This is a genomic window from Mesorhizobium sp., assembly GCF_965229135.1.
GTDB lineage: Bacteria > Pseudomonadota > Alphaproteobacteria > Rhizobiales > Rhizobiaceae > Mesorhizobium.
This window is the reverse complement of record NZ_OZ245860.1, coordinates 3470487-3486701: the sequence shown is the minus strand read 5'-3', so window position 1 is coordinate 3486701 and position 16215 is coordinate 3470487. Positions and strand designations below refer to the sequence as shown.

Here is a 16215-nt window from a genome sequence, read left to right as displayed (position 1 = left end):
CATGAGTTTCCTCTGTTCTCTCCCGCTCGCCGCCCAGCTTTTCAGCAGCTGTGCGCAGGTGCCGCTCGCCGTCGGCTATGTCGAGGGCGACTACGTGCTGCTCGCGCCGATCGAGGTGGCGCAGGTCGAGACCGTGTCGGTGAAGCGCGGCGACCGCGTCATGCCGGGCACGCCCGTGGTGACGCTGGAAAGCGATGACGCCAAGATTGCCGTGGCCCAGGCCGATGCCGCCCTTGCGCAGGCCCAGGCGCAACTCGCCGACCTGCAGGTGGGCAAGCGGCCGGAAGAGATCGCCGCACTCAAGGCGGCGGTCGACATGGCCAAGGCGCAAGCGGCCGACGCCAAGCGCAAATACGACCGTGCCAGCGATCTGTTCAAGCGCGGCGCCGGAACGCAGGCCGATTTCGACACGGCCGCCGCCACACAGGAGACGGCCGACGCGCAGGTCGGCCAGGCCGAAGCCAATCTAGCCGTAGGCGGCCTGCCGGCGCGTCCGGAGACGATCAAGGCCGCGGACAACCAGGTCAAGCAGGCCCAGTCGGCACTGGAGCAGGCGCGGTGGCGGCTGTCGAAGCGCTCGCTCGCCGCACCGTCGCCGGGACGTGTCAACGATGTCATCCGCAACCCCGGCGACACCGCGGGGCCGACCGCGCCGGTGATCTCCATGCTGCCGGACGGCGCGGTGAAGCTCAGCGTCTACATACCGGAAAGCGCGTTCTCGTCGGTGAAGATCGGCACGATGCTCAGCGTCCGGTGCGACGGCTGCGGAGACGATCTTTTGGCTCGCGTCAGCTATGTCTCGCCGGATCCGGAGTTCACTCCGCCCGTCATCTACTCGCTCGAGAACCGGCAGAAGCTGGTCTATCTGGTCGAGGCGCGGCCGGAGGGCGACAAAGGTGCCCTGCAACCCGGGCAGATTGTCGATGTCGATCTCGCGGACCTTGGAAAATGAACGCCATCGACGTGCACGGCCTGGTCAAGCGCTTCGGCGACAAGACCGTCGTCGATCATGTGACGATGTCGGTGGCTGAAGGCGAGATCGTCGGCTTCCTCGGCCCGAACGGCTCGGGAAAGACCACCACCATCCGCATCATGTGCGGTCTGCTGACGCCCGACGAGGGCGAAGGCACGGTGCTCGGTTTCAACATCCGCACCGACAGCCTGAAGATCAAGCTGCAGGTCGGCTACATGACGCAGAAGTTCTCGTTCTACGAGGACCTGACGATCGGCGAGAATCTCGAATTCGTGGCGCGGCTCTATCAGTTGAAGCCCGTTGCCGAGTATGTCGACAAGACCTTGGAAGAGCTTGGCCTGACCTCACGCCGCAACCAGTTGGCCGGCACGCTCTCCGGCGGCTGGAAACAGCGGCTGGCGCTCGCCGCCTGCATCATGCACAAGCCGAAGCTGCTGCTGCTCGACGAGCCGACGGCGGGCGTCGACCCCAAGGCCCGGCGTGAATTCTGGGATGAGATCCATCGGCTGGCCAGGGGCGGGCTGACGGTTCTGGTCTCCACCCACTACATGGACGAGGCCGAACGCTGCCACCGCATCAGCTACATTTCCTATGGCAAGATGCTGGCCAGCGGCACGGTGGACGAGGTGGTGAGGAATGCCGGCCTGACGACCTATGTCGTGCAGGGGCCGCGCCTCGACCTTGTCTCGGCGGCATTGGAAGGCCGCGCCGGCGTCGACCAGGTGGCGCCGTTCGGCGCGACACTGCATGTCGTCGGCTCCGACAAGGCGGCGCTTGAAGCAGCGCTCGCCGATGTCGAGAAAGAGCACAAGGGCGTGACCGTGACGCCTGGCGAAACCAGCCTGGAGGATGTCTTCATCCAGTTCATGGCCGGCTCCAAGGACAACATGGCCAAGGATAGTTCGGGATGAACGCCATCTTCTCCTTCGCCAGGCTGGGCGCGCTGCTGATCAAGGAATTCATCCAGATGCGGCGCGACCGCATCACCTTCGCCATGATGCTGGGCGTGCCGCTGATGCAACTGGTGCTGTTCGGCTTTGCCATCAACAGCGATCCCAAGAGCCTGCCGGCGGCGCTCGTGGCCATGAGCAACGACCAGTATACACGCGCCATGGTCTCCGCCCTGCAGGTCACCGGCTATTACCGGTTCGACTATGTCGCCCACAGCGCCGAAGAGGCCGAAGCCCTGATGGCCAAGGGCGCCGTCTCCTTTGTCGTCACGATCCCCGCCGATTTCGCCAGGCGGGTGGAGCGCGGCGACAGCCCGCAGATCCTGATCGAGGCCGACGCCACCGATCCTTCGGCGGCGAGCGGCGCCGTCTCGACGCTGAGCACCGTCGCCAGCCAGGCGCTGCTGCGCGCGCAAGGCATGCAGGAAACGGCCGCCGAAAACGCCAGGGGGCAGCTGCAGGTGGTGGTCCACCAGCGCTACAATCCCGAAGGCATCTCGCAATACAACATCGTGCCTGGCCTGCTCGGCGTCATCCTGCAGATGACCATGGTGATGATGACGGCCATGGCGCTCACGCGCGAGACCGAGCGCGGCACGATGGAAAACCTGCTGGCGATGCCGGCGAGCCCCGCCGAGATCATGCTGGGCAAGGTGCTGCCCTTCCTGGTGGTCGGCGCGGTGCAGGTGGCGGTGGTGCTGGTGGCGGCCAAGCTGCTGTTCGCCATCCCCTTCGTCGGCTCGCTGACGCTTCTTCTGTCGGCGGTGCTCGTCTTCGTGCTCTCGCTGGTGCTGCTCGGCTACACGATCTCGACCATGGCGCGCACGCAGATGCAGGCGATGCAGCTGACCTTCTTCTTCTTCCTGCCGTCGCTGCTCCTGTCCGGCTTCATGTTTCCCTATCGCGGCATGCCGGGCTGGGCGCAGGTTCTGGGCGAGATCTTCCCGCTGACGCACTTCCTGCGCATCACCCGCGCGGTCATGCTGAAGGGCGCCGACTTCAGTGCGATCGGCGGCGAGATCGCCTGGCTGGTGCTGTTCGTGGCGGTCTTCGCCGGTACCGCGCTGCTGCGGTTCAGGCGGACGCTGGATTAGCCTGTCGGCTACGCCGCCGCCATGATCTGTGCGTAGGTGCTGTAGTCGACATTGCCGCCCGACAGCACCACCACGACGCATTTGCCGGATAGCTCGATCTCGCCCGACGAAAGCGCGGCCAGCCCCACGCACCCGCCGGGCTCGACCACCAGCTTCAGATAGGCCATGGCGTCGCGCACCGCCTGTTCGGTCGCCTTGTCGGAGACGGCAATGGCGCCGGCGAGGTTCCTGCGGTTGATCTCGAAGGTGATCACGCCCGGCTCGGCGGTCAGGATCGCGTCACAGATCGAATTGTGGCCCGGTTCGTTCGAAACCCGGGCACCCTTGGCCAGCGACCGGCGGGTGTCGTCGAAATGCTCGGGCTCCACCGCCCAGACCGCGGTGTCGGGCGAGGCGTCCTTCACCGCCACGGAGATGCCACTGGTCAGGCCGCCGCCTCCACATGGGACGATGACCGCGTCGACGTCCACTCCAAATGTCTTTGCCTGGCGCATCAGCTCGAGGCCGATCGTGCCCTGGCCGGCGATGATCGCGGGATCGTCAAAGGGCGGCACCAGGATCATGCCCTTCTCCATGTAAGGGCGAACCACCGTCATGCGGTCATCGCGAAAGCGGTCGAACGGCACCACTTCCGCGCCCATCTTCCGCACGTTGCCGATCTTCATCGCCGGCGCGTCGGCGGGCATGGCGATGACGGCCTTGACGCCGAACATCGCCGCCGAGGCGGCCACGCCTTGCGCGTGATTGCCGGACGAAAAGGCGACGACGCCATGGCTGCGTTCCTCTTCGCTCAGTGACGATAGCTTGTTGTAGGCGCCGCGAAACTTGAACGAGCCGGTGCGCTGCAGCGTCTCCGGCTTGAACAGGATGCGGGCGCCGAAACGCTTGTTCAGTTCCGGCGATTCGATGAGCGGTGTTTCGACGATCAGACCGGAAAGCCGGGCTTCTGCGTGGCGGATATCGGCAATGCCGGGAAGCGTGGTCATGGCGGGTCCTGCGGAAATGTGGTCCGCTCATGGTGCACGGAAAGGGCCGCGCGACGCCAATGAAAAAATGTGACGGTTACAAAGTCTGGGAGACACCGTGACTTGCGAGATCACGACGGCCTCGGCTGTCCGCCGACATCTCGTGCCGCCACGCCAGGCGTCCCAGCCGGGCGCCAGCTGCCTGCGGCAGCTCCCCGGTTCGTGCCCTTTGAAAGGTCCGCCGGACCTTTCAATTCGCCTTCGGCGAACCGGGCCCTCACCCCAATAGCGCCCGCTGCCTTTTGGTCCCGCCCAGCTTGCGCCAGTTGTTGAAGCGGTGCGTGGCGGCGGCAAACGAGATCTTCATCTGCTGGGCGACCGTGTAGCGGGTCTTGCCTTCGTCGAACAGTCGGTAGCAGCACTCGACGCCCTCTTCCGTCAGCTTGCCGTCGGGAGCCTTGTTGTGTGGATTGGCGGGATCGAATTTCTCGACCTGCTGTTCGACCAGGCCTTTCAGGCGCTGAAGGTCCGCCTCGATGCTGGCGATGAGATCGATAACGGGCTTCGGGTCAAAAGCTTGTACATGCGGTTTTGCCGGCATCCGCGAACTCCTTCTTGTTGGGTTGTGCATCTAATATAGGTGAACATTCACCGATAATGAAGGGTGCCCGCCGCACTCCGTCTTCAACTATTCTTGACGCTGGTCCCGCCACGCGGTTGACCGGGGGCGTGTCAAACTCTAGTTTAGAACTATTCTAAACTAGGGTGAACTCCTCATGCTTTCTCGTGTTTTCGGCTTTGGCCGCCGTCCCTTCGAATCGCTCTCGGAACAGGAGATCCTGGCACTGGCCATTTCTTCCGAGGAAGATGACGGGCGCATCTACCGTGCGTATGCCGACGGGCTGGCGGAAAGCTTTCCGCAATCGGCAAAAGTGTTCGAGGAGATGGCCGAGGAGGAAGATGGCCACCGCGATGTGCTGATCGAGCTCTTCCGCAAGCGTTTCGGCGAGCGCATCCCGCTGATCCGGCGCGAGCATGTGAAGGGTTATTTCGAACGCAAGCCAGACTGGCTGGTCAAGCCGCTCGGCATCGAGCATGTGCGCAGACAGGCCGAGGCGATGGAGCGGCGCGCCTATCTGTTCTATGTCGAGGCGGCAAAGCGCACCACCGATGCCTCGACGCGAAAACTGCTCGATGATCTGGCCATCGCCGAGCAGGGACATGAGACGCTGGCGCAGCGGTTGGAACAGAAGCACGTCACTGGCGAAGTCAAGGACGAAGAGGCCGCCGCCGAGCAGCGCCAGTTCATCCTCACCTATGTGCAGCCGGGGCTGGCCGGGCTGATGGATGGTTCCGTATCGACGCTGGCGCCGATCTTTGCCGCCGCCTTTGCCACGCATGACACCTGGCAGACGCTGCTGGTCGGCCTCGCTGCTTCCATCGGCGCCGGCATCTCGATGGGCTTCACGGAAGTCGCTTCCGACGACGGCAAGCTGTCGGGCCGTGGCTCGCCGATCAAGCGCGGCCTGACAGTCGGCATCATGACCACGCTCGGCGGCCTTGGCCACGCGCTGCCCTACCTCATCCCGCACTTCTGGACGGCAACCGCCGTGGCGGCTGTCGTGGTGTTCTTCGAACTCTGGGCCATCGCCTTCGTCCAGAACCGCTACATGCAGACACCTTTCCTGCGAGCCGCCTTCCAGGTGGTGCTGGGTGGCGCACTGGTGTTCGCGGCGGGTGTGCTGATCGGGAATGCTTAGGCAAAACGGTACATGTCGGCGCCGCCCCTCACCCTACCGGCGATGGGCGGCGCCGACCCCCAGCCGCTAATCTTCACCCATTCACCGCCCGACTGTCGTCTGGCGCCTCGGCTCTTTCAGTCAGCCCATAGTCGCGCACGACATCGGCGATGCGCAGCCGATAGCCGGCAAAGATGCCGCCTCGGCCGGCCAGTTGCGCCTGCCTGTGTTCCTCGGTGTTGCGCCACGCCTTGACCGCCTCCTCGTCGCGCCAGAACGACAGCGACAGGATGCGGTTGGGGTCGACCAGGCTCTGGAAGCGCTCGATGGAGAGAAAACCGTCGATGCCATCGAGCAGCGGTCGAAGACTGGCGGCAATGCCCAGATAGGCGTCACGCTTGCCTTCAGCCGGCTCGACCTCGAAGATGACGGCAATCACGGTAGCACCAGTTTTGCGTGAGGACCCGAGGCCAGTTTCAGGAACATGCGGTCCTCCTTGAGGATGAATCTCTCACGCTTGGCGAACTCGTAGTTGGCCTTGCCGGCGGGATCGGCCGCTAGCCGCGCACGATAGGCTTCGTAGGCGGCCAGGCTTTCGATGTTGTAGGCGGCGTAGGCTGTGGTGGCCGATCCCTCATGCGGCGCGAAATAGCCGATCAGGTCGGCGCCGCAGCGCGGAATGGCCTGGCCCCAGTTGCGGGCGTACTCCTCGAACGCCGCCTTGCCGAACGGGTCGATCTCGTAGCGGATGAAGCAGGTGATGGTCATGGTCGTCTCCTTGAGGTGTCTTGCGTCGACATTTCGAGCGGCGTCGAAGCATCCCGTCGATGGATCTGCTAGGCAATTCCCTGGCTGGTCATGTCCGCCAGAAGGACTTCGCGCATTCACGGCGCACGTCCTGCGGCGTCAGGCCAAGGTCGCGCAGCAGATGGTCGTCGACCTCCGAGAGGTCGCGACGCTGCAGGTGGCGGTCATACCAGCGGGCCGGCAGCCGTGATCGCAACCAGATGACGAACGAGGACGACTGGCGGCTTCCGAGTGGCAGCGAGGTGGAAGCGTTTGTCATCGTCGTCTCCTTGATCTGGTTGGAGAATAGTGATTGTCTGACAAGAATGCTTCGATGAGGACCGAACTATGCGTGAAGGACCTGACATTGCCCGCATCGCCAGCCTGGTCGGCGACCCCGCGCGGGCAAACATGCTGACCGCGCTGATGGGCGGCACGGCGCTGACCGCCAGCGAACTGGCGCTTGAGGCCGGCGTGTCGCTGCCGACGGCCAGTTCGCATCTGTCCAAGCTGATGGAGGGCGGCCTGCTGACGCTAGCCAGCCAGGGGCGGCACCGCTATTACGGTCTCGCCGGTCCGCAAGTGGCTGGCATGATCGAGTCCATCATCGGCGTCGCGGAAGCCGTCGGCCCAAAGCGCGTACGGCCGGGCCCGCGCGACACCGCCATGCGCGTGGCCCGTGTCTGCTATGATCACCTCGCCGGCGAGCAGGCCGTGGCCATGCTCGACCGCCTTGTCGCCAAAAACATTCTGGTCCGCGACGACAACGAGATCAGCCTGGCGCCGTCGGCCGCCTCGCATTTCGCCGCCATCGGCATCGATGTCGATGCGAGGCCCCGCCGGCCGGTCTGTCGTGCCTGCCTGGACTGGAGCGTCCGGCGCTCCCACCTCGCCGGCACGCTGGGCGCCGCCATCCTCGACAAGATCCTCGCCGAGAAATGGGCGCGCCGCGAAAAGGACAGCCGCGCTGTCGTTTTCTCCCCGCCGGGCAAGCAGGCATTTGAGAGGGTGTTTCTGGCTTGAGGTGCCGGGGCTTACCCACACCTTCGTCATCCTAGGGTCTGCGCCGCGTCGCTTCGCTTCTTGCTTCGCCTAGGATGGCGAAATCCGCTTCAGCACCTTCCCCTGCTTGAAAAAGTCCACCCACGGATCGGCTTGCGCCAACCGCTTCAACGTCGTCTTGTCTCCGATCGGGAAAGCGTTCGGCGCCAGCCCATCCTCGATCTCGGCCCAGGTCACCGGCATCGACACGGTGGCGCCCTTCTTGGCCCGCGACGAATAGGGCGCGACCGTGGTCGAGCCCCTTCCATTGCGCAGATAGTCGACGAAGATCTTTCCCGTGCGCGCCTTTTTCGACAGCGTCGCCGTGTAACGGTCGGGGGCTCCCTGCTCCAATGCCTTGGCGAAATCATGGGCGAAGGTCTTTACCTCCTCCCAATCCGCCGACGGTTTCAGCGGCACCAGGACATGATAGCCCTTGCCGCCCGATGTCTTGACGAAATTCGGCAGCGAGAGCTCGTCGAGCTTGCCCCTGATGTCGAGCGCCGCCTCGCGCACGGCTTTCACATCGACGCCTTCATCGGGGTCCAGATCGAAGATGATCTGGTCGGGCTTTTCCAGTTCGTCCGTCGTGCAACCCCATATGTGGATTTCGACCACGCCATACTGGACCAGAGCGGCGATACCGTCGAAATCCCTGATGAACAGGATCTCCTCGCCATCCGTCGGGTCCTTCATCCGGGCGATCTTGTCGCTCATTCCGGCCGAGGCGTGCTTCTGGAAGAAACGCGGGCCGCCGACGCCGTCAGGCGCCCGGACCAGGCTGAGCGGGCGGTTCACGACGAACTGCTCCATGCGCGGCCACACTTGCGCATAGTGGTCGAGCAGGCCCTGCTTGGAAATCTTTTCCTCGGGCCACAGCAACTTGTCGGGATGGGAAAGTTTGACCGTCGTCGTCATCGCGCCGACAGGTTTGGCTTTGCCCGATACCGGCTTGGCCTTGGCCGGGCTTTTGGCCGCCGTCGCTGCCTTGGGCTTTTCCTGCACGACTTCCTCCGCCGGCTTGTCCTCGCGCAACCCCTGGAACGAGGCATGGCGTATTATACGGTCCGAGGTCCAGCTGCGAAACTCCACCTCGCCGACAAGCTCCGGCTTCACCCAGACCAGGCCCTTGCCCTTCGGCACGGCGGCATCGAAGGGCGACGACTCTGCCTTCAGCTTGTCGAGTTTTGTCTTCAGGTCGGCGGCGCCCTTGGCCGAGAAGCCGGTGCCGACACGGCCGGCATAATGCAGCTTGCCGTTCTCATGATAGCCGACCAGCAGCGAGCGTAGCCCGCGTCCGGTCTTCTCCGACGGCAGGTAGCCGCCGATGACGAACTCCTGCCGCGCCGTGCATTTCGACTTCACCCATGACGGGCCGCGCCCGCTGCGATAGGGCGCGTCGGCGCGCTTGGAGACGACGCCTTCGAGCCCCATGCGGCAGGCATGCTCCAGCATGACCTTGCCGGGTTCGGAAAAATGGTCGGAGAAACGGACCGCCGAATTCTCCGGCTGCTTGCCGAGCAATTCCAGCAAGGCCTGCTTGCGTTCGACCAGCGGCTCGCCGCGCAGATCCTTTCCGTCGAGCCGCATCAGGTCGAAGACATAGTAGATGAAGCGGCTGGTTCGATTGGCCGAAAGATCCTGTTGCAGCAGCGAGAACGAGGACACACCGCTGTCAGCCAGCACGACGATCTCGCCATCGATGATGGCATCGCTGCATTTCAACGCCGCGAGTTCCGTGACAATCTCGCCGCCGAATTTCTCCGTCCAGTCGAGGCCGGTGCGCGTCAGCAGCCGCACATCCGTGCCGGCGATCTGCGCCTGCATGCGATAGCCGTCGAACTTCACCTCGTGCAGCCAGTCCTTGCCGGGCGGTGCCTCCCGCTCCAGCGAGGCCAGCTGCGGCTCGATGAATTCGAGTTTCCCGCCGCCGGTCTTCGTCTTGCCTGCCGCGGGCTTGTTGGAGTGCCAGACCTTTGGCTTCTGGCCCTTGGCGCTCTTGCCCTCGCCGACCTCCTCGACCGTCAGGCCGGACTTCACCGATTCCGGCGCCTCCTTGAGGATATCCTCGCCCGGCCGCGCCGCCGCATCGTCCGACTTGATCAGCAGCCAGTTTTCGCGCTTTTCGCCGGCGCGGGGTGTCAGCCGTACCAGGTGCCACAGACCATGAAGCTTGTAGCCGTGCAGCTCGAAGCTGATATGCCCCTTCTTCATCGCCTTGGCCGGATCGATCTCGGGAACCCATGTTCCCTCGTCCCATACGATGACCGACCCGCCGCCATATTCGCCCTTGGGAATGGTGCCCTCGAATGGCGCATAGTCGATCGGATGGTCCTCGACATGCACGGCCAACCGCTTCTCATGGGGGTCGAGGCTCGGGCCGCGCGTGACAGCCCAGCTCCACAGCACGCCGCCATGCTCGAGGCGAAGGTCGTAATGAAGCCTTGTCGCCGCGTGCTTGTGGATGACGAAGATGCCACCGGCCTTGGCGTTCTTGCCGCGCGCGACCTTGCCGGCAGGCTCGGCTGTCTTCTTGAAATCGCGCTTGGCGTGGTACTGTTCGAGACTGGCCATCGCTTTGTGTCCTCAGGCCGATTTGCGCTTCGGTGCGCCGGCTTTCGTCTTGGGGCGCTTGGCAGCAGGTTTGGCTTTCGACGACGATGAAGCCTTTGCCGTGCCGGCATCCGCCGACAGGCTCTTCTTCAGCGCATCGAACAGATTGACGACATTGGACGGCTTGGGCGTCGCCTTGGCCTTGGGCGCCTTGCGTCCCGCCTTCTTGGCGCGGATCAGCTCCAGCAGGGCGTCCTCGTATTTGTCGTCGAACTTCGAGGGGTCGAACTTCGCTTTCTTCTTGTCGATGATGAGTTCGGCGAGCTCGGTCATTTCCTGGTCGGTCTTCACCGCCTTGATGTCGCCGAAGACGGTGTCGGGCTGACGCACCGTGTTGTCGTAGCGCAAGGTCGTCAGCACCATGCCCTTGCCCAGCGGTTCGATCACCACCGGGCGTTCGCGGCTGTACAGCACGATGCGAGCCAGTCCGGCCATCTTCTTGCCCGCCATGGCATCGCGGATCACCGCGAATGCCTCCTCCGACACCTTGTCGGCCGGCGCGACATAGTAGGGTGTATCGAGATAGATCTGCTGGATCGAGGCTTTGTCGACAAAACCGTCGAGTGCCATCGTGTGCGACGACTCGATCTGCACAGCCTCGATTTCGTCTTCGTCGATATGGACGAAATCTCCGTCGTCGAGCTCATAGCCCTTGATCTCGTCGCCATCGCCGAGCGGCTTGCCGGTTTCCGAATCGACATAGATGCGCTTCACCGTATTGCCGGTCTTGCGGTTCAGCACCCGGAACGAGACCTTCTCGGTGTGGGTGACAACATTGGTCAGTTCGACCGCGCATGTAACCAGCGACAGCTTCAGATAGCCTTTCCAGGCAGGACGCGGCGCCATGACAGATTCCCTCCATGAGTTGCGAGAACGGGCAAATTCCCATCCAGTTCCAGCCAGCAGCGGCGGCAAGGCCCGCGGAGTGAAGCGCGGGGTGCGAAATTTTCGCGATGGCCGGAAAAATGGAAACAAAACCGCGCGCAGGCGACATTAAAACGAAACAGATGTGGTGCAAAAGTCACATCGGCTGGAATGCAGCCGAACTGCATGGAAAGACCCCGAAACAGCCGCATTCCGGCCACGATGCAAGGCATTTTTGGGCAAAGATTAACATCGCGTTCACCGACTATTCACGCCTAGAGGCTATGATGTCCGCAATTCGGAAAGAGATCCGAAAATCGGGACAGGGACTTGGTACTATGAACTTCCTCACGCACCTCATCGGCTATGCCGCCGCCATCCGCGAGTTCGTCGCGCCGACCTATCGGCCCGAGCGCTACTACATGCGCGGCCCCGGCCCGGCCTGCGCCCGTCGCGGCAATTCGCTCGGCGTCAGTGCGCACTGACCATGACGTTCGAGAGCCGCCATAACAGCCGGATCTGCAGGCCGGCCGCCGATTCCCGCGCAACCACTTATCGCGCCGAGCGCCTGGCCTTCGTCGCCCGGCAGCGTGCGACATCGCCACGGCTTTAATGCCGCTGTCGGCTGGCTTAGTGTCTGAGGGCACAAGCAGCCGAGGCCCACGTGGTCGACCTCACCAAGCCCAACCCCTCTCCTGAACCACCATCCCTGGATGCACGCCATCCGCTGATCGTCTTCGACGGCGCCTGCGTGCTGTGTTCAGGCTTTGCGCGCATGGTGGTCAGCCTCGACCGGCAAGACCGCTTCCGTTTCGCCACCGCCCAGTCGTCGTTCGGCGAGGCGCTGTTTCGTCAGCATGGGCTGCGGACGGACAGCTACGAGACCAATCTCGTCATCATCGACGGCGTCGCCTTCATGCGCCTGGAAAGTCTCGTCGCGGTCATGTCCGAACTTGGCTGGCCATGGCGGACGGCAAGGCTGTTGCTTCTCCTGCCGCGCCCGCTTCGCAACTGGCTGTACGGGCGCGTGGCCCGCAATCGCTACGCCCTGTTCGGCAGGAAGGAGAGTTGCGAGATACCCACCGCCGAACTGAAGGGGCGTCTGGTCGGCTAGAGCACGATCCCGGAGGACGGGAAGAGGCCTTCGGCAAGGCTGAAGCCGATAGAGCGAGCCCGACCTCGATACGGGTGCGTCTTGCGCAACGCGTGGCCAGCGGCGAAGATTTTCCGGTGCTTGTCGAAATCGGGCACGCCCGCGCGACATACGTTCGGCCCGCAACGACGCGGTCCCTGAAAACACGGGAGATGACCATGCAGTACCTGCTTCTTATCTACAACAGCGAGGCCGGGATGGCAGCCGCGCCCAGGGAGGCGGCGATCCAGATGAGCGCCGCCTATGGCGCCTATACCGAGGCGATGAAGAAGGCCGGCGTGTTCGTCGGCGGCGAACGGTTGAGGTTCACGTCCACGGCAACGTCGGTGCGGGTGGCCGGCGGCAAGACCAATGTGATCGACGGCCCCTATGCCGACACCAAGGAACAGCTCGGCGGCTATTACATGATCGACGTGCCGGATATGGACGAGGCGATTTCCTGGGCGGCGCGCTGCCCCGGCGCCAGCACGGGCACGATGGAGGTGCGACCGGTCTGGCCGATGGCGGAATACATGACAGAATATACTTCGTGACAGCGATAGGGTCGGACATCGCGCGGGCGGCGGCGGAGGCGGCCGCCCGGCAGAGCTACGGCAAGCTGATCGCCTATCTCGCCGCACGGTCCCGCGATGTGGCCGGCGCCGAGGACGCGCTGGCCGATGCCTTTGCCGCGGCGCTCGAACAATGGCCGCGATCCGGTGTGCCCGACAGACCGGACGCCTGGCTGTTGGCGGTGGCGCGCCGGCGCGGCGTCGATGCCGTTCGGCGGCGGCTGACCAGGGAGGCCAGCCGCGACCATCTGAAATTGATCGCCGAGGAGATGGAGGCGCGTATGGTAGACGAAGACCTGCCGGACGAACGTCTGCGGCTGATGTTTGCCTGCGCCCACCCTGCGATCGAGCCGAGCATACGCGCGCCTTTGATCCTGCAGACCATCCTGGGCTTCGACGCGGCGACGATCGCCTCCGCCTTCCTGGTTTCGCCGGCGGCGATGAGCCAGCGCCTGGTGCGCGCCAAGGCCCGCATCCACGAGATCGGCATTCCATTCCGCGTGCCCGATCGGGCCGAACTCGGCGAGCGGCTGGACACGGTGCTGGAGGCGATCTACGCGGCTTTCGCCGAAGGCTGGTCCGATCCGGCGGGCACCGAAACACAGCGCCGCAGTCTCGCCACCGAAGGCATCTGGCTCGGCCGTCTCGTGGCCTCGCTGATGCCCGATGAACCGGAAGCGCTCGGCCTGCTGGCCTTGATGCTGTTGGCCGAGGCGCGGCGGCCGGCGCGGCGCAATGCGGCGGGAGACTACGTGCCGCTGGCCGACCAGGATCTTGCACTGTGGGACGGCGCCCTGATCGACGAGGCGGAGGCCTTGCTCAGGCACGCGGCGACGATGGAGCTTATCGGCCGTTATCAACTCGAGGCGGCGGTTCAGTCCGCCCATGCGGCACGGCGGCTTACCGGTCGCACGGACTGGGCGGCGATCCGCGCGCTCTATGACGCGCTGCTTTTGATCGCGGGATCGCCAGTGGTGGCGATCAACCGCGCGGTGGCGATCGCAGAGGCCGAGGGCGCTGTGGCGGGACTGGCGGCGCTTTACGTGCTGGGCGACGACAAGCGGCTCAATGAGTATCAGCCCTACTGGGCGGCGCGGGCCGGCCTGCTGGCCAGGCTTGGCAATGTGGCCGAGGCGATCGACGCTTATGACCGCGCGATCGGCCTTGAACGCGACCCGGCGGTGCGCCGGTTCCTGCAAGGAAAACGGGGGGCTCTCGGAAATTGAGATGTCGCGGCTCCGCCCGATCAGGCCGGCCACATTTCGTGCGACGTGTTGAGCTTCCTCAGCAGCGGATGTCGGCGCAGCTCAGACCACAAGCGCTCGATATTCGGCAATGCGGATCGCGCCTTGTCGACATCGGGATGCCAGGCCACCAGCATGACGAGATAGATGTCGGCCAGCGACAGCTGGTCGCCGGCCAGCCAGTCGCGGCCGCGCAAGGCGGCATCGACGACGGCGAAGCCGCGATCCATCTCGGCGACGGCGGCCTGCTTGACCGCTTTCGCGCCGTCGGCGTCGGCCGTGTAGCGCGGGGCATAGTAGAAACGCAGGATTGCCGGGTAGAGCACCGACGACATGAACGCCATCCAGCGCAGGAAGTCTGCGCGGGCAGGGATGTCGGCGGCCGGAGCCAGGTTCGCTTGCGGATGGCGCTCGGCGAGCAGGATGCAGATCGCCGCGGATTCGGTCATCGAGCGGCCGTCCGGCAAGGTCAGCACCGGGACCTGGTTCAGCGGGCTGATGGCCAGGAAGGCCTCGTCGGGCTTGTCCGTCTTGGGAACATCGATCTGGTCGAACGATGCACCCGCCAAAGCGAGCGCCGCCTCGACGACGAAGCCACCGCTGCCGGGACGTGTATAGAGCTTGTACATGAAATCCTCCACCAGACCGCGCAAGGCAGGCTGGCGGAGGATATGGACTGGAAGTGGCGGTCGACTCAAGCTGGCGGCGGCTGCCACAAGCGGTATTTTCGGCGGTCCAGCCCGCCCGAGGCGGGCTGGTAGCGCAGGCTAGGCGCCGAGCCCTTCGAACAGGATCGTCGACAGATAGCGCTCGGCGAAGGACGGGATGATCACGACAAGGTTCTTGCCCTTATTCTCCGGCCGCGAGCCGACAACGATTGCCGCCTGCAGGGCCGCGCCAGAGGAGATGCCGACCGGCACGCCCTCGAGGCGGGCGACGAGCCGCGCATTGGCGATCGAATCCTCGTTCGAGACCTTGACGATCTCGTCATAGATCGTCGTGTCGAGGATCTTCGGCGCGAAGCCGGCGCCGATGCCCTGGATCTTGTGCGGGCCGGGCTGGCCGCCCGACAGGACCGGCGAGGCCTCGGGCTCGACGGCGACGACATGCACCGAAGGCTTGCGCTTCTTCAGCACCTGGCCGACGCCGGTGATGGTGCCGCCGGTGCCGATGCCGGCAACGAAGATGTCGACATCGCCGTGCGTATCGTTCCAGATCTCCTCGGCAGTCGTGGTGCGGTGGATCTCGGGATTGGCCGGGTTCTCGAACTGCTGCGGGATGATGGCATTGGGGATCGTGGCGGCCAGTTCGTCGGCCTTGGCGATGGCGCCCTTCATGCCCTTGGGGCCTTCGGTCAGCACCAGCTCGGCGCCGAGCAGCGCCAGCATCTTGCGGCGCTCGATCGACATCGTCTCCGGCATGGTCAGGATGAGCTTGTAGCCCTTGGCGGCGGCGGCGAAGGCGAGCGCGATGCCGGTGTTTCCCGACGTCGGCTCGACGAGCGTCGTCTTGCCGGGAGAAATCTTGCCGGCCGCCTCCAGCGCCTCGATCATCGCCACGCCGATACGATCCTTGACCGAAGCGATCGGGTTGAAGAATTCGAGCTTCGCCATCAGATTGGCGACGATGCCCTTTTCCTTGGCGAATTTATCGAGCCGCACCAGCGGGGTGTCGCCGATCGTCTCGGTGATCGAATTGTAGACGCGGCCGCGGCCGGGCACGCGTGCGGAGGTGACGGGCTTGTTCATCGGTTTCGCTCCCAGGATTTCAGGCGTAAAATTCAAGCCTCGCAAGATAGGGCTTTCAGCCGCGCAAGATAAGCTGTCGGCCGAAAATATCCGAGTGTGGCATGTGCTTAAAACACGCCTTCCTCGGAAAAGCATTTCCTGAGGCGGGCCCTATCCGGAATGATTTGGCAGAAAGCCCGCTATTGGCGCGAGGCGATCGCCGCCGCCGCGCCAACCATGAAAACCGCGGCGGTGCGGTTGAGCGCCCGCAAGGCGCGCGGCGATTTCAGGAACCAGCGCGCCTTGGCCGCCAGCGCCAGGTAAGGAAGAAGCACGACCAGCAGCACGACGATTGTGATCGCGACGAGAATTCCGTAGTCGGCCAGCGTGATCGTCTTCAGGTCGACGATGGTCGGCGTGATGGCAAGGTAGAAGATCATCGTCTTGGGATTGCCGAGGGTGACGGTCAGCCCCGCGATGAAGCTCGACACCAGCCCGCCCCGTTCGGCAGCGCG

At 64.4% G+C, this 16215-nt stretch carries 18 protein-coding genes and 1 pseudogene; 9 read left to right on the top strand and 10 right to left on the bottom strand.

Annotated features, from left to right (window positions below):
• Position 1: 1 nt before the first annotated feature.
• Genes ACO07C_RS16505 through ACO07C_RS16495 form a run of 3 tightly spaced genes read left to right on the top strand, consistent with a single transcriptional unit; the run spans position 2 to position 3017 of the window.
• Positions 2 to 952 carry an HlyD family secretion protein gene (locus ACO07C_RS16505; protein ID WP_421915218.1) on the top strand — a complete coding sequence of 317 codons (951 nt, stop codon included), beginning with the start codon at positions 2 to 4 and terminating at the stop codon, positions 950 to 952.
• Positions 949 to 1884 (top strand): ABC transporter ATP-binding protein, encoded by a 936-nt coding sequence (locus ACO07C_RS16500; RefSeq protein WP_421915217.1) that lies wholly within the window; start codon positions 949 to 951, stop codon positions 1882 to 1884. Before ACO07C_RS16505 ends, ACO07C_RS16500 begins: the two co-directional genes overlap by 4 nt.
• Entirely contained in the window at positions 1881 to 3017 is a 1137-nt protein-coding gene (locus tag ACO07C_RS16495) for an ABC transporter permease (RefSeq protein WP_421915216.1), read from the top strand. Before ACO07C_RS16500 ends, ACO07C_RS16495 begins: the two co-directional genes overlap by 4 nt.
• Before the next feature lie 8 nt (positions 3018 to 3025).
• Here ACO07C_RS16495 and ACO07C_RS16490 read toward each other — a convergent pair whose 3' ends face one another.
• Both ACO07C_RS16490 and ACO07C_RS16485 read right to left on the bottom strand, forming a co-directional pair.
• On the bottom strand, positions 3026 to 4003 hold the full coding sequence (locus tag ACO07C_RS16490; protein WP_421915215.1) for a threonine/serine dehydratase: 978 nt from the start codon (positions 4001 to 4003) through the stop codon (positions 3026 to 3028).
• A 256-nt stretch (positions 4004 to 4259) separates the two neighbouring features.
• A complete protein-coding gene (locus tag ACO07C_RS16485) occupies positions 4260 to 4583 on the bottom strand; it encodes a hypothetical protein (protein ID WP_421915214.1) in 324 nt (107 codons plus the stop codon).
• 175 nt (positions 4584 to 4758) lie between these two features.
• On the opposite strand from ACO07C_RS16485, the gene mbfA reads away from it, so the two are divergent.
• Positions 4759 to 5742 (top strand): iron exporter MbfA, encoded by a 984-nt coding sequence (gene mbfA / locus ACO07C_RS16480; protein ID WP_421915213.1) that lies wholly within the window; start codon positions 4759 to 4761, stop codon positions 5740 to 5742.
• Between the two features lie 73 nt (positions 5743 to 5815).
• Here the strand turns inward: mbfA and ACO07C_RS16475 are convergent, their stop codons facing one another.
• The 3 genes from ACO07C_RS16475 to ACO07C_RS16465 form a co-directional block, all read right to left on the bottom strand.
• Positions 5816 to 6160 (bottom strand): antibiotic biosynthesis monooxygenase family protein, encoded by a 345-nt coding sequence (locus ACO07C_RS16475; protein ID WP_421915212.1) that lies wholly within the window; start codon positions 6158 to 6160, stop codon positions 5816 to 5818.
• A complete protein-coding gene (locus ACO07C_RS16470; protein ID WP_421915211.1) occupies positions 6157 to 6489 on the bottom strand; it encodes an NIPSNAP family protein in 333 nt (110 codons plus the stop codon). Before ACO07C_RS16470 ends, ACO07C_RS16475 begins: the two co-directional genes overlap by 4 nt.
• 88 nt (positions 6490 to 6577) lie before the next feature.
• The gene (locus tag ACO07C_RS16465) at positions 6578 to 6787 is read right to left on the bottom strand and encodes a DUF1127 domain-containing protein (RefSeq protein ID WP_421915210.1); all 210 of its coding nucleotides are present in this window, start codon (positions 6785 to 6787) and stop codon (positions 6578 to 6580) included.
• 68 nt (positions 6788 to 6855) lie between these two features.
• On the opposite strand from ACO07C_RS16465, the gene ACO07C_RS16460 reads away from it, so the two are divergent.
• Positions 6856 to 7530 carry an ArsR/SmtB family transcription factor gene (locus tag ACO07C_RS16460; protein ID WP_421915209.1) on the top strand — a complete coding sequence of 225 codons (675 nt, stop codon included), beginning with the start codon at positions 6856 to 6858 and terminating at the stop codon, positions 7528 to 7530.
• A gap of 69 nt (positions 7531 to 7599) precedes the next feature.
• Here the strand turns inward: ACO07C_RS16460 and ligD are convergent, their stop codons facing one another.
• Both ligD and ACO07C_RS16450 read right to left on the bottom strand, forming a co-directional pair.
• A complete protein-coding gene (gene ligD / locus ACO07C_RS16455; protein ID WP_421915208.1) occupies positions 7600 to 10122 on the bottom strand; it encodes a DNA ligase D in 2523 nt (840 codons plus the stop codon).
• Positions 10123 to 10134: 12 nt separating this feature from the next.
• The gene (locus ACO07C_RS16450; RefSeq protein ID WP_421915207.1) at positions 10135 to 11007 is read right to left on the bottom strand and encodes a Ku protein; all 873 of its coding nucleotides are present in this window, start codon (positions 11005 to 11007) and stop codon (positions 10135 to 10137) included.
• Between the two features lie 107 nt (positions 11008 to 11114).
• Between ACO07C_RS16450 and ACO07C_RS16445 the strand changes: the two genes are divergently transcribed.
• From ACO07C_RS16445 to ACO07C_RS16430, 4 genes are all read left to right on the top strand, one after another.
• Positions 11115 to 11510 carry a hypothetical protein gene (locus ACO07C_RS16445; protein WP_421917625.1) on the top strand — a complete coding sequence of 132 codons (396 nt, stop codon included), beginning with the start codon at positions 11115 to 11117 and terminating at the stop codon, positions 11508 to 11510.
• 179 nt (positions 11511 to 11689) lie between these two features.
• On the top strand, positions 11690 to 12139 hold the full coding sequence (locus ACO07C_RS16440) for a thiol-disulfide oxidoreductase DCC family protein (protein ID WP_421915206.1): 450 nt from the start codon (positions 11690 to 11692) through the stop codon (positions 12137 to 12139).
• Positions 12140 to 12336: 197 nt separating this feature from the next.
• The gene (locus ACO07C_RS16435) at positions 12337 to 12711 is read left to right on the top strand and encodes a YciI family protein (protein WP_421915205.1); all 375 of its coding nucleotides are present in this window, start codon (positions 12337 to 12339) and stop codon (positions 12709 to 12711) included.
• The gene (locus ACO07C_RS16430; protein ID WP_421915204.1) at positions 12708 to 13955 is read left to right on the top strand and encodes an RNA polymerase sigma factor; all 1248 of its coding nucleotides are present in this window, start codon (positions 12708 to 12710) and stop codon (positions 13953 to 13955) included. Before ACO07C_RS16435 ends, ACO07C_RS16430 begins: the two co-directional genes overlap by 4 nt.
• Before the next feature lie 20 nt (positions 13956 to 13975).
• Here ACO07C_RS16430 and ACO07C_RS16425 read toward each other — a convergent pair whose 3' ends face one another.
• From ACO07C_RS16425 to ACO07C_RS16415, 3 genes and pseudogenes are all read right to left on the bottom strand, one after another.
• Entirely contained in the window at positions 13976 to 14602 is a 627-nt protein-coding gene (locus tag ACO07C_RS16425) for a glutathione S-transferase family protein (RefSeq protein ID WP_421915203.1), read from the bottom strand.
• Positions 14603 to 14740: 138 nt separating this feature from the next.
• Positions 14741 to 15721, bottom strand: coding sequence for a cysteine synthase A (gene cysK / locus ACO07C_RS16420; RefSeq protein WP_421915202.1), 981 nt, complete (start codon positions 15719 to 15721; stop codon positions 14741 to 14743).
• A gap of 179 nt (positions 15722 to 15900) precedes the next feature.
• Positions 15901 to 16203, bottom strand: a pseudogene (locus ACO07C_RS16415) (LysE family translocator); the annotation flags it as partial.
• Positions 16204 to 16215: the final 12 nt, after the last annotated feature.

Coding starts and splice junctions, on each gene's coding strand:
- ACO07C_RS16495 (WP_421915216.1), top strand. CDS start 1,881: ATGAACGCCATCTTCTCCTTCGCCAGGCTGGGCGCGCTGCTGATCAAG.
- ACO07C_RS16425 (WP_421915203.1), bottom strand. CDS start 14,602: ATGTACAAGCTCTATACACGTCCCGGCAGCGGTGGCTTCGTCGTCGAG.
- ACO07C_RS16490 (WP_421915215.1), bottom strand. CDS start 4,003: ATGACCACGCTTCCCGGCATTGCCGATATCCGCCACGCAGAAGCCCGG.
- ACO07C_RS16450 (WP_421915207.1), bottom strand. CDS start 11,007: ATGGCGCCGCGTCCTGCCTGGAAAGGCTATCTGAAGCTGTCGCTGGTT.
- ACO07C_RS16485 (WP_421915214.1), bottom strand. CDS start 4,583: ATGCCGGCAAAACCGCATGTACAAGCTTTTGACCCGAAGCCCGTTATC.
- ACO07C_RS16445 (WP_421917625.1), top strand. CDS start 11,115: ATGGCCGGAAAAATGGAAACAAAACCGCGCGCAGGCGACATTAAAACG.
- ACO07C_RS16460 (WP_421915209.1), top strand. CDS start 6,856: ATGCGTGAAGGACCTGACATTGCCCGCATCGCCAGCCTGGTCGGCGAC.
- ACO07C_RS16435 (WP_421915205.1), top strand. CDS start 12,337: ATGCAGTACCTGCTTCTTATCTACAACAGCGAGGCCGGGATGGCAGCC.
- ACO07C_RS16505 (WP_421915218.1), top strand. CDS start 2: ATGAGTTTCCTCTGTTCTCTCCCGCTCGCCGCCCAGCTTTTCAGCAGC.
- ligD (WP_421915208.1), bottom strand. CDS start 10,122: ATGGCCAGTCTCGAACAGTACCACGCCAAGCGCGATTTCAAGAAGACA.
- ACO07C_RS16465 (WP_421915210.1), bottom strand. CDS start 6,787: ATGACAAACGCTTCCACCTCGCTGCCACTCGGAAGCCGCCAGTCGTCC.
- ACO07C_RS16500 (WP_421915217.1), top strand. CDS start 949: ATGAACGCCATCGACGTGCACGGCCTGGTCAAGCGCTTCGGCGACAAG.
- mbfA (WP_421915213.1), top strand. CDS start 4,759: ATGCTTTCTCGTGTTTTCGGCTTTGGCCGCCGTCCCTTCGAATCGCTC.
- cysK (WP_421915202.1), bottom strand. CDS start 15,721: ATGAACAAGCCCGTCACCTCCGCACGCGTGCCCGGCCGCGGCCGCGTC.
- ACO07C_RS16470 (WP_421915211.1), bottom strand. CDS start 6,489: ATGACCATCACCTGCTTCATCCGCTACGAGATCGACCCGTTCGGCAAG.